Origin of the sequence: Shewanella chilikensis (assembly GCF_002836945.1) — a bacterium.
GTDB lineage: Bacteria > Pseudomonadota > Gammaproteobacteria > Enterobacterales > Shewanellaceae > Shewanella > Shewanella chilikensis.
Genome location: NZ_NIJM01000082.1, coordinates 1 through 10795 on the forward strand (window position 1 = coordinate 1; position 10795 = coordinate 10795).

At 49.5% G+C, this 10795-nt stretch carries 13 protein-coding genes and 1 pseudogene; 2 read left to right on the forward strand and 12 right to left on the reverse strand.

The genetic code is table 11. The features are described 5' to 3' along the window. Positions 1-6: 6 nt before the first annotated feature. The 4 genes from CX651_RS19135 to CX651_RS19150 form a co-directional block, all read right to left on the reverse strand. Entirely contained in the window at positions 7-825 is an 819-nt protein-coding gene (locus tag CX651_RS19135) for a hypothetical protein (RefSeq protein ID WP_101057655.1), read from the reverse strand. Positions 826-839: 14 nt separating this feature from the next. After that, positions 840-2138, reverse strand: coding sequence for a hypothetical protein (locus CX651_RS19140; RefSeq protein ID WP_101057657.1), 1299 nt, complete (start codon positions 2136-2138; stop codon positions 840-842). A gap of 360 nt (positions 2139-2498) precedes the next feature. Further along, the gene (locus CX651_RS19145; protein ID WP_101057660.1) at positions 2499-2954 is read right to left on the reverse strand and encodes a helix-turn-helix transcriptional regulator; all 456 of its coding nucleotides are present in this window, start codon (positions 2952-2954) and stop codon (positions 2499-2501) included. Beyond that, the gene (locus CX651_RS19150) at positions 2951-4288 is read right to left on the reverse strand and encodes a type II toxin-antitoxin system HipA family toxin (protein ID WP_101057662.1); all 1338 of its coding nucleotides are present in this window, start codon (positions 4286-4288) and stop codon (positions 2951-2953) included. Before CX651_RS19150 ends, CX651_RS19145 begins: the two co-directional genes overlap by 4 nt. A gap of 448 nt (positions 4289-4736) precedes the next feature. On the opposite strand from CX651_RS19150, the gene CX651_RS19155 reads away from it, so the two are divergent. Further along, positions 4737-5015, forward strand: a complete 279-nt coding sequence (locus tag CX651_RS19155; RefSeq protein WP_101057664.1) for a Rho-binding antiterminator — start codon at positions 4737-4739, stop codon at positions 5013-5015. Here the strand turns inward: CX651_RS19155 and CX651_RS19160 are convergent. Further along, positions 5012-5359, reverse strand: coding sequence for a RidA family protein (locus CX651_RS19160; RefSeq protein WP_101057665.1), 348 nt, complete (start codon positions 5357-5359; stop codon positions 5012-5014). The genes CX651_RS19155 and CX651_RS19160 overlap by 4 nt on opposite strands. Positions 5360-5562: 203 nt before the next feature. Between CX651_RS19160 and zapB the strand changes: the two genes are divergently transcribed. After that, positions 5563-5766, forward strand: coding sequence for a cell division protein ZapB (zapB, locus tag CX651_RS19165; RefSeq protein WP_025010851.1), 204 nt, complete (start codon positions 5563-5565; stop codon positions 5764-5766). Positions 5767-5768: 2 nt separating this feature from the next. Here zapB and CX651_RS19170 read toward each other — a convergent pair whose 3' ends face one another. The 7 genes and pseudogenes from CX651_RS19170 to CX651_RS19930 form a co-directional block, all read right to left on the reverse strand. Beyond that, positions 5769-5981, reverse strand: coding sequence for a DUF1107 domain-containing protein (locus tag CX651_RS19170; RefSeq protein WP_025010850.1), 213 nt, complete (start codon positions 5979-5981; stop codon positions 5769-5771). Positions 5982-6330: 349 nt separating this feature from the next. Then, on the reverse strand, positions 6331-6942 hold the full coding sequence (locus CX651_RS19175) for a thiol:disulfide interchange protein DsbA/DsbL (protein ID WP_101057667.1): 612 nt from the start codon (positions 6940-6942) through the stop codon (positions 6331-6333). Positions 6943-7089: 147 nt separating this feature from the next. Continuing rightward, entirely contained in the window at positions 7090-8091 is a 1002-nt protein-coding gene (locus CX651_RS19180; protein WP_101057669.1) for a serine/threonine protein kinase, read from the reverse strand. Beyond that, positions 8088-8381 carry a DUF3630 family protein gene (locus CX651_RS19185; RefSeq protein ID WP_101057671.1) on the reverse strand — a complete coding sequence of 98 codons (294 nt, stop codon included), beginning with the start codon at positions 8379-8381 and terminating at the stop codon, positions 8088-8090. Before CX651_RS19185 ends, CX651_RS19180 begins: the two co-directional genes overlap by 4 nt. A 16-nt stretch (positions 8382-8397) precedes the next feature. Further along, positions 8398-9870, reverse strand: coding sequence for a protein adenylyltransferase SelO (locus CX651_RS19190; protein WP_101057673.1), 1473 nt, complete (start codon positions 9868-9870; stop codon positions 8398-8400). Between the two features lie 5 nt (positions 9871-9875). Then, a complete protein-coding gene (locus CX651_RS19195) occupies positions 9876-10202 on the reverse strand; it encodes a hypothetical protein (protein ID WP_101057675.1) in 327 nt (108 codons plus the stop codon). 119 nt (positions 10203-10321) lie between these two features. Beyond that, a pseudogene (locus CX651_RS19930) lies at positions 10322-10795 on the reverse strand (hypothetical protein); the annotation flags it as partial.

The following is a 10795-nucleotide window of genomic DNA, read 5'->3' on the forward strand; positions in this document are numbered from 1 at the left end:
GGATGCTCACATCGATCTGTGATTTTTAACGTGACACAGAATTTTGAACACCCTCAACACTTGCTGCTTAAGGCCAGCGAGGATTGCTAGATTAGTGAGTGCGACTGCATATTCAGCATAATGCCCTGGAACCATTCCCTTCCACTCACCGTAACGGGCTTCATGGTGGCATATCGTCAGTTGCTTTCGAATACCTTCGTCAAAGGACTGCTGGTCCCCCGTACATATTCCCCACAATGCCAAATGCAAGGTGTAGTAATTGCTGTTGAAAGTGAGTTTTTTACTGGGCTTGGCCAGGAACTTCTCTATCCGAGTCTCACAGATATTGGCAGCCTGACTAAACTCCCCTTTAAAGAAAGCGTCGAGGGCAAAAACAAACTCGTCTATAGTCTCTGTCTTTTCGGGAGTTTTAGGTCTTTCCTTTGGGAAGATGGCGCAAACAAGCTGAGCAATTTCTATCGTATCTGCGGCCAAAGCATAACTAGCACAATCAACTACGTTGTATGCCTCTGCACCTCGCACAATCACTGAGCCTTGATAATTATCAAATTCAGTGTCGTAGGCCATCCGAATAGGCAATGACTGTAATTCTGCCGCCGTTCTAAAAGCAGCTTGCGCTTCTGCAATATCATTATGTAAGGCGTAAGCCATACCAAGTTGAGCATAAGACATTGCATCTCCAGCATAGATGCTCTCTTGTTTTATCTCATTATCTTTGTAATAACCTGAAACCTCTAGTTCTTTAGCCCGTGCGATCTGTTGCAAACACAGGGCTATGTCATTCTCTATCTCTGTCTGACTCATTTGAGGTACTTTGGTCGTCATTCTTCAAGGTCCTTTTAATTCAATGCTGTACTTATCAGGTTTTTCGCCTCATTAAAGTTCGGTATCAGTTCATTGACAACAGGATTCCCGACTAAACTCCCTTGAGCGTCCTGCCAAAATGCACGAACCTGACCTGTTTCGGTATTAGTGAACACCGCTAAATGCATTTTCTGTCCTTTATCCTCCATCATCTTCCCCCAGAGTCCATTGATTTCACCTTCGGTATAAGCCCCCCCAATGCGATTAGATTCCTTTCCGATCCTGGGCTTCTTTTTACTCATCTGCCGAGCTCTTGCTAAGTTCTTCTGTTCAGAGCCTTGCTTATATCCCTTGCTATTAACTCCCAATGTAGCACTATCACTGCTGTATCCTTTGAACTCTGCTTCAACCAGTTTGCCATCCTTGGTATAGAAGTTATCAGGACCGTGATAGCGTTTGATAAAGTCTGAGTGCTCATCCAGCTTCAAGACCCTGGCGACATGATCTCCACCATATTGACCCAAGGCTTCATTGACCCGGTTAGCAGATTTGACATTCACGTTTTTGAGAGCATTGGCAGCGTACTGGGTGACATCGCCCATCTCTCGTTTAAGCACTTGTTTTGCTGCTCCATCAATCAACTTCCCTGGGACCACGATTGCCGCCATCATGGCTGCACTGGACAAGGACGGTGATTGAATGAATGACTTGCCTTCCTCCAGGAAAGTCACAATGTCATCAACCAGCATGGAGGCAGGATCGATGAAGTTAACCGGGGTAACTCCCTGTAACTCGGGATTGGCCAATACCTGTTCAACAGAATAGCTTTGAAGTTCGATAGCTTTCTTTCGAGGAGCCGAAGCCATGGCGTTAATTGCGGTAGCCATTGGACTGGGATGGAGATCGGCCGGTGCTTCTGGTGCCGGTGTCATGTCCGGCTCGATAATGGGCTCGGGAGCTTTGGAATAGTTGCCATAGCCGTACTGCAGCCGGGGAGGTAAACGCTTGACGCGTTCCTTGAAAGTGCTCGATAGAAAAGGGCTGATGTCACCGAAAAACAGGATAGTGTCAAACCCGTCTTCCCTGTCTCCCAGTAGTAGAAAATCGCCTGACTCCAACCGCCAAGAGATCCGCTCCATGATGGATGGGATTTGATGTGGCCCCTGGAAATAAGTGATACCTGAATCTCGCAGGAAGGTATCGATACCAAAGACGGTTTCATAAAATCCTGGCTGACGGCTCAGGTATTCACGGATATAACCAGCCGCCTTGTCCGGTTTGACGATTATGGGAATATCTTCCTGGTAAGCGTCACGGAAATGCACTATTCGCATGCTTCGACTCCTTGAGCATTTATCTTTCTTCCCTGACCCGTTTGGCATGCCAAATCGGGAGAATCATTCCGCATACTAAAGCCTGCAAGCTCATTAGGCGATAGTTTTGGCGACGAATACGAAAATTCTCACATCATTGGGCGAATGGTGAGCTAGACGACGATAACCTGAATTTGGTGGCGGCTCATGACCATGCACAGTGAACCTAGCTAGAGCAATCAGGCCCATTTAAAGGCTATGCAGTAGCTGGATGCTAACGACCGCTTCGATAACTATTGAGCAAGGAAACCACCGGGTAATCGAGAATAAATACAGTATGATACTGTATTTATTCTCCCCACAAAGGCACGACCATAGTCGTTATTTGATGCCGGTAGAGATAGGCACAATCCCCACTCTCAGGCCAAAGGGTTTAAACAATCGGTCGAGAATATCAGTCTTATAGCTACCCCGATCGTTCTCAACGTCAGAGAGGGTCTTACGTGACACTTTAGCCAAATTTGCATACTCGTCTTGGGTTAGGCCTAAAACCTCAATACGTAAAGCTTTAAGAGCTTGCCCTTGAGTAAGTTCTCCGCGTAATAGCCTTTGCGTAACGCCTTCGATGGCCTTACGTCTCTCAACAGTACTCACCCTCCCGCTATGCTTGGAAGCACGTTGGGGAGGGGGAGCTTGCTTTGCGTGAGTCTCTTCAGCGTCTAGTGAGAGCTGATATTGTGACGCTTCAATTACAACGTCACCAGCTTGCCGACGATTAGCTCTAAGACGAGCAATAGCCTCTTTAGCAGACTCAAGGGTAGATGTTTTATCACTCATACCAATCCCCACCTTGTTAGCTTGTCTTCGATATAAGTAAAGCCAATCGCAGGCATATCGATAATCCGTTCCGGTACACCACGCGCAATTAAGCGCTGCTTCAAGTTAAGACATTGCTGGGCGGTGAGCTTTAATGCTGCCATTAACTCTTGAGCAGGCACCAAATCGGCCAACGAATCGGCAATACCTTGAAAGTCATACTCACCCCCAACTTCGAGCGGTGATTGCCACTTTGTGGTTCTGGCCACCCCTTCAGGATCAGCCTTCATTGGTGCAAAGTCATAGATAGGGGCAAGCTTTATCCAACCATCACCTTTAAGAAATGCGGTATTACGCCCGTGGTTATCGCTGTTACCAAATAGGATATTGAGTAAGTCTCTCTGAACCAACTCAAGCACAAAAGCCTGAATATCAAACTGATAACCTTGCTCTAAGACCATATGGCTATGAGTGATCTTGTGGACGAGCGTTCTTATGGTTTGCTCGTGATCTAAGGTAACTCCGGCAGCTTTACCCAGTATCGAGTAAACCGATTCCATTGCGTAACGCTGCTGGCCGAGTTCATTGAAATAAATATCAAAACGCGGCAGCCACAATGATGGGTAGGAATGGCCCTCCTCGAGTCGCATATTGGCCGTTGGAATAGTCTCAAAGCCCATTTCTGCCAGCTCGTGGTAATAGTGGTACTCTGCTCGCAAGATGTCACAATCAACGGGTGAACGTGAGCCTCTTGGGTATTTCACCAAATAATGCAGGTCTCGGTTTTGTTGGTCGTCCTGATAGCTATCAATCCAGATGTTTTGCTCATCGTCACAACGTAACAGCAACTTGGGTGCTTCCCCGCCAGCTCCTGTTGCACCACCAGCAGCAGCGCCTCGGTATTGTGCGTAATCCAGAATATCAGCCGCGCGATTTTTAACGTCATCCACGGTGAATGTCAGCCTGTCAGCAATGACTGAGCGCTCAGGCAATGATTCCTTGACCCGTAAATTACCTACCGGCGCGATAGTGCCAAACTTTAACAGGATAAAATTTTGCTCATCTAAGCTCAGATCTGCGATATCGAAGTACTTAAGCCAGTAGCGGCGACTTGCACCGTCAGGCATGATGTCATCGAGGAAACAAAGCCACCTCGGCTCTTCAAAAAACAGGCTGACAGGGTGGTTTATCGAAACGGCATGCATGTCGTCTTTATTGAGCTCTGCCAGGGCATAATCTTGCTCGTAATCTAACGAGGTAAGCCGATAATGACCTTGTGCGCTGTTTGGAAAAGAGAGCTTGGCAATATCTATCCATTGGCTATTGATAAAAGCCTGAATGGTTAAATGTTCCATGAGCGCTCCTAAAGACACTATGAGTAACTAAGTACTCATTAAATCCAAAAAAGACAATTAATGAGTAACTATTTACTCAAATTCTACTTTAGCCTAGAAAATACACAAATCTTTTATAAGCAATAAACAACAATAAGCTTAAATCAATAGATTAATGCCATTAAGCGAATACCCGATACCCTTCCCATGAGGCGGGTGTGGTAGCCCCACTCTCAAACCAAGAACCATCAGCATTGAGCACAGTCTCTGTGCTTGTCCCGCCCCGCTAGTCCCTCCAAGCTGCCATTCGGTTTCATTCCTGACCTCACAATTTGCTGCAACTTATTTTGGTATAAGTGAAAAATCAGGCTACTTTTATACCATTCTGCTTAGATATTGACTTAATTCCGATTAGTGCCAGCTTCTATCAGGAAGATTATTATTTAACTTCAAACTAAAAGACTAAAATATGAAACCTTACCAAGCGATAGATTGCGGCCGCTATGATTACCTCGAGTTGGCCTGTATTCGCGGTTATCCGCTGAAAATAGAGCTGTTGCAAGGAGAGATACTTCATGGCAAGGCGCTGATCACCGAGACCCGTCCCGACAAGAGCGAGTGGCTGTTGGTGCAAACGACCACCAGCAACCGCGCCATTCGTATGGATCAGCTGCTGGCAATCACTCCTGAGCAGGAAGGCGCTGAATTTGGCCGGGTGCTGATTGCCTCGGCCGGCAGTGAGATTTAAATCGCCGCGATAACTGAAATTTCCACCAGATACTCGGGCTCGGCAATCGCGGCCTCCACACAGGCTCTAGCCGGTGCATGCCCTGCCGGTAACCAGGCATCCCAGATGGCATTCATGGCATCATAATCACTCATCTGTTTCAGGTAGATAGTCGCTGAGAGGATCCGTTCACGACTGCTGCCAGCCCGCTTGAGCAGCTCATCCACTTCTTCGAGCATGGTTCGGGTTTGCTGCTGAATATCGGCGAACTTATCCTTGGCAACCTGACCACAAAGATAAACCGTGTTGTTGTGGATCACTATGCTGCTCATGCGTGGATTGGTATCGATACGTTGAATTGTCATCGGCTGGGTTCCGGGGCGAAAATTATTATTTTATCCGGCAAAAGCTCACTTGGGACAGCCGGGATTCAGATAAGTGAAAAAAACTATCAAACAACCAATTTTATCGCATATTTTTTGGACACTTGGAGATAAGAGCTATTCCTTAAGCCAGTGGCACTGATAGAATCAATATCTCATTCGCCCAACTATTTAAGGACTCCTGTATGAGCCTAGAATTACTGTCCAAACTGGAGACCAAAATCCAGGCTGCGCTCGAAAATATTGAGCTTCTGAAAATGGAGCTGGAAGAAGAAAAGCAGAAAAATGCTCATCTGATAGAGCAAAACCAACAACTTCAGCAAGATCTCAACTCGTGGAACGAGAAAGTTACCGGCCTTGTTGGTCTGCTCAACGACGAAGTCAACTGAATCTAAACGGTTTTAGCTTGACTATTCTGAGTTTCAATGAGTTCGTTCAATTCCATGATAGCCTGCTTTACCTTTGGCAGGCTTTTTCTCGGCAGCAAAAAGCGCCCCTTATCAAACTCTAATCTTCCCAGATCTTTCACCCAGACGGCGCCGGTCAAAAATATCCTTACGTGTTTGACAATCAGCTTGGGAGCATAGACAGGAAATACACGCACGAGAAACCTCCTTTAGTTGATTTCCGATCCCGAAGTTTTGACCTCCTAACCCGGCAGAAGGTTTCATCTCAATTCAGTAAAATGAGCCAAAAATCGTAAGTAGAAGTCTTTGTTGTAAAAATATTCCTGTTATACATCCATACCTGACAAGCAAAGTCAAAAACACATCACTTGCCAATTTTTTGACGCACTGTTAGAGTGATCGCGTTACTCAGGGTAAAAACTGAGCCTTATGGCTCTAATCCGTACTTCTTGCGACCAAGGAGTACGGTTTTTTTTGGGGTTTCTACCAGTATTTCCGGGTAACAAAAAAGGGCCATGTCGGCCCTTTTGGTATCTATATACCGAATTACTTCAACTGAGTCAGGTAGATAGCAATATCCAGCATCTCGTCATAAGACTTGATGGCACCAGTTTCAACTCGATACTTACCATTCACTACCAGCGCTGGCACACCTGAGATCTTGGCGTTTTCTGTGTTGCGCTTCATGTTGGCCATCATGCTGTTGACCATAAAAGAGTTGGCCGCAGAATCAAACTGCTTGGGATCTACGCCATTGGCCACAAAGAGCGCCTTGATGTCATCACGATTGGTGAAGTGTTGCTTCTTGTCCTGAATCGCACTGAACATGGCATGATTGACCTTGTCAGACACCTTCAGCACTTCGGCAGTGGCGAAAGCACGGGACATCTCCACCCCCATCTCGCGACCGATAAAGTCGACATGGTTTTGCTCAAAAGCGACTCCTTCGGGCAAACGCGCCTTCAGCTTGGGGATCACGTTCTTTTCGAAGTTATAGCAATGGGGACAGTAGAAAGAGAAAAACTCTGTGATTTCAGGCTTAGCGGACGCAGGGCCTTCACTGACCACAGTATAATGCACGCCTTCTTTGTACTGGGCCGCTGTGGCCGCCAGGGGAAGCAGCAAAAATGCTGCTGCCAACATCAGGATTTTCTTCATTGGAGTTCCTTGTTTATTAAAATTTCAGCCAACACTGCTGGAATTGCTGAATAACATAATCTTCTTTTTGAGTCGAACTCAAGCCCTGAGTTCCCTTTTTGTTAAATCCAAGCCCCTTCAGGTATCGCCTTTGGGTCTCAGTACCACTCAATAGGGAATAAGGCTCAGTGGCGCTTCGTCCAGACGCTGCCGTTGTTCTTTAAAGGCCTGCAACTGCTGTCGCCAGTATTCTTCGGTCGCAAACCAGGGAAAATGGCGCGGAAACGCGGGATCGTCCCAACGCTTGGCCAACCAGGCGTTGTAATGCAACATTCGCAGAGCCCTGAGTGGCTCTATCAACTGCAGCTCCTTGGTATCGAAGTTGGAGAAAGCCTCGTAGGCTTCCAGCAAGACTTCCAGTTGCAGCGTCTGTTGTTGCCTGTCACCGGATAGCATCATCCACAGATCCTGCACCGCAGGGCCGTTGCAGGCATCGTCGAGATCGACAAACCCAGGGCCATTGGGGGTCCAGAGAATATTGCCGGGATGCAGATCTCCATGCAGGCGCATACTCTGGTATTCGATACCTTGCCAGCGCAACTGCAGCTCAGAAAAGAGGCTGGATGCCGCCTCGAGCATATGTTCCCGCAAAGCGTTCGGGATCAGTTCTGTGTGCTGCAGTTGTTCCAGCGCCGGAGTCCCCAGGGTTGTCGGCGTCAGGTTCAAGCGCTGTTTGAACAGGCTGCCACGGGAATACTGGTGTAAACGGCCGATAAACTGGCCGGCGCCCTCTATCTGATCCAGGTTGTCCACCTCAAAGCTGCGACCTCCTATGGAAGGAAACAGCGCGAAACGCCACTCTTTGAAGTGATGCAGACTGCGGCCGTCGAGCACCACAGGGGCGGCAATGGGGATCTCGGCTTCGGCCAGCTCGAACGTAAATTCATGTTCTTCCAAAATCTGGGCATAGGTCCAACGTTCGGGGCGATAGAACTTAACCACGTACCTCTGACCGCGATCGCAGCGAAACTGATAGACCCGGTTCTCATAGCTGTTGAGTGGCGTCAGTCCCGTCTCCGGGTAAATCGCCAGACTTTCGATGGCATCCAAAATCAGTTCAGGGGAAAGATCCCGATAATGAAACTCCGCCGTGGCCTGCTTTTCTGTCATGCCTGTGACTCCAGTAAATGTTTCAGATATACCAATACTTCCCAGTCTTGTTCACTCTGGCAGCTTAACCAGCACACATCACCGTAGAACTCATAGTTGAGCCACAAGAGACTGCCTTCAAAATCCAGCAACCATTGGTGACGATCTGCCCCCCATTGCCGCTCCAGCACCTTGGCATCGAGCGCCCGGCACAGGTGCTCGGCAAAGCTGTCGAAGGCTTCAAACTCGACCCTGGCCGTCATCGACAAGGTTTTATGCTCGGGATCCAAGCTAAGATTTTGATACTGCATCTTTTAATCCTATTTCTTAACTGCTGCAGGACATGATCAACCCCTGCCCCCAATCCGGTGGTCGCTTGGCAAACTCCTGCATCTCAGGCTGCTCATCGAACGGACGCCTGAGGAGCTGGTACAACTGCTCAAGCGGCTGGCTATTGCCCTCCTCTTCGATGGCAATTATCGCTTCCTGAGCCAGATAGTTGCGCAAGATATATTTGGGGTTATGGGCCCGGCGCTCGGCCTGCCACTGTTCAAGCCCCTGGCGGATATCGATACGGCGCCGGTACTCGGGCAGCCAATCATCCCAGCCCTGACGATTGATAAAATCATCCCTCAGACTGCTGTTTTCTGCCTTGGGGTCCAGCTCGCCGAAGCGGCGCAGGCTCTGGGTGTAGTCCAAGGCGTTTTGTTCCAGCAAGCCGGTAAAAGCGCCGATAAGTGCCAGGTCCTTGTTGTCCTGCTCCAGCCGGTCATTAAGGCTTAAACCTTCGGCCAAGGGCGCCAGCCCCAACTTGGCGCGCATCAAGCCAAGATATTGCTGCACCAATTCGTGCTGATAGGTATTGAGCGCGGCTATCAAGTCATCGGAAGCCAGCACGGGCGTCAACGCCTGCGCCAAACGTTGCAAGTTCCACAAACCGATGCCGGGTTGCTGACCGAAGGCGTAACGCCCCTCGGGATCTGAATGGTTACAGATAAAGTCTTCCTTAAAGGTATCGAGGAAGGCGAAGGGGCCAAAGTCAAAACTGTCGCCGAGAATCGACATATTGTCGGTATTCATCACCCCGTGGGCAAAACCCACCGCTTGCCAGTGGGCTATCATGCGCGCGGTATCACGCACCACCAGCGCAAACCAGGCCTTGTAGCCCTCATAGTCCAGGCTGAGCTGGGGATAATGTTGGCTCAGGGTGAAATCGAGCAGCTGCTTGAGCTTGTCGGCCTGACCCTTCTCGCTGTAACAGAAATACTCGAAGTGACCAAAACGTATATGACTGCGGGCCAAGCGCACGGTAATGGCGCCTTTTTCCAGCGACTCACGCCACACCGGCAACTCAGAGCCGATCACCGCCAGCGCCCTGGTGGTGGGTACGCCCAAATGATACAGCGCCTCGGACACCAGAAACTCGCGCACCGCCGAACGCATCACAGCACGGCCATCACCGTGACGTGAGTATGGCGTGGGTCCCGCCCCCTTCAAGGCCAGATCCCAGGCACCTTCTGGCCCCAGTGCCTCACCGAGAATGATCGAACGGCCATCACCCAACCTGGGGCTGTAGCCGCCAAACTGATGCCCGCTATAGACCTGGGCGTAATATTCGGCGCCCGGCATTCTTTGGTTGCCGGCGAGTTGCTGCAGCAGGGTTTCACTGGGGCCATTCAGGCCCAAAAGCGCCGCCGCATCATCGCTCCAGGCCAACCAATGGGGCGAAGGTAACCCGGCGGGCAGTACCTGCTGGTAAAATCCCGCCAGGCGGGTGAAGTAATCCTGTTTAAATTTCATGTCCCTTAGGGGCCGTTATTGTGCCATTGGTCACAGATTACCATATCCCTGTCGTCGAGACGGCAGTTGTGACCACACTCGAAGCTGCCCTTGCCTTCATTGAGGTGTTGCATACCTCTGCCCTTGTCCTGACACTGCTGCAGAGTTTGATAGTAACCGGCAATAGCATGATAACGGTCCATTTTCTCGGCCGCTTGCGGCTGGGTATCCGGCTTGTCTATATCCAGCTGCTGTATATCCGGATAGTAAAACAGAGTCCATTGCGGTTGTTTGCTGCAAGCTGCCAGCAGCAACAGCGAAGTAAGTGCAACCCATAAAGTCGCTGGTTTCATTGCGGCTCTCCATCAATAAAAAAAGCGAACCCGCAGGCTCGCTTAGCTTGGGAAGAAGTGACACGGCAGTTAGCCCGGCCCTCCTTGCTTGATTCTACACATTGAATCGACTTTTGTACTCAAGCCAAGGCTTTATCTCTGGCCTTTTCGATACGCTTAATACGACCTTCAAAACCTGTGACTGTGCCATCTTGTAGCCCATATTCAATCGCCTTGTTGCACAGGGCTATGGCGGCATCGAAACGGCCGGCATCGTTGCACAGGGTGGAGAGCTGCATAAATCCTGTGCCCTTGAACTCAGCCTTGGGTGATTTGCTGATCACTTTCTCCCGACTGGCGGCAAACAATGCACTGTATGCGGTATCGTACTCTTGCCCCAACTGCAGATACTTGCTGTTTTTCCGCTGTTTGTAGCATTCACCTATCACGGCCAGTAAAGCATCATGCGCTTCGATGGCACCTTCAGCAGCCTGATATTGCTCCATCGCCCGCTTGAGGGTGATATTGCCCCAACTGATATCCGGTGCAGCCGCCTTGACTGGCTCTGGCTCTGGCTCTGGCTCTGGCTCTGGCTCTGGCTCTGGCTCTGGCTC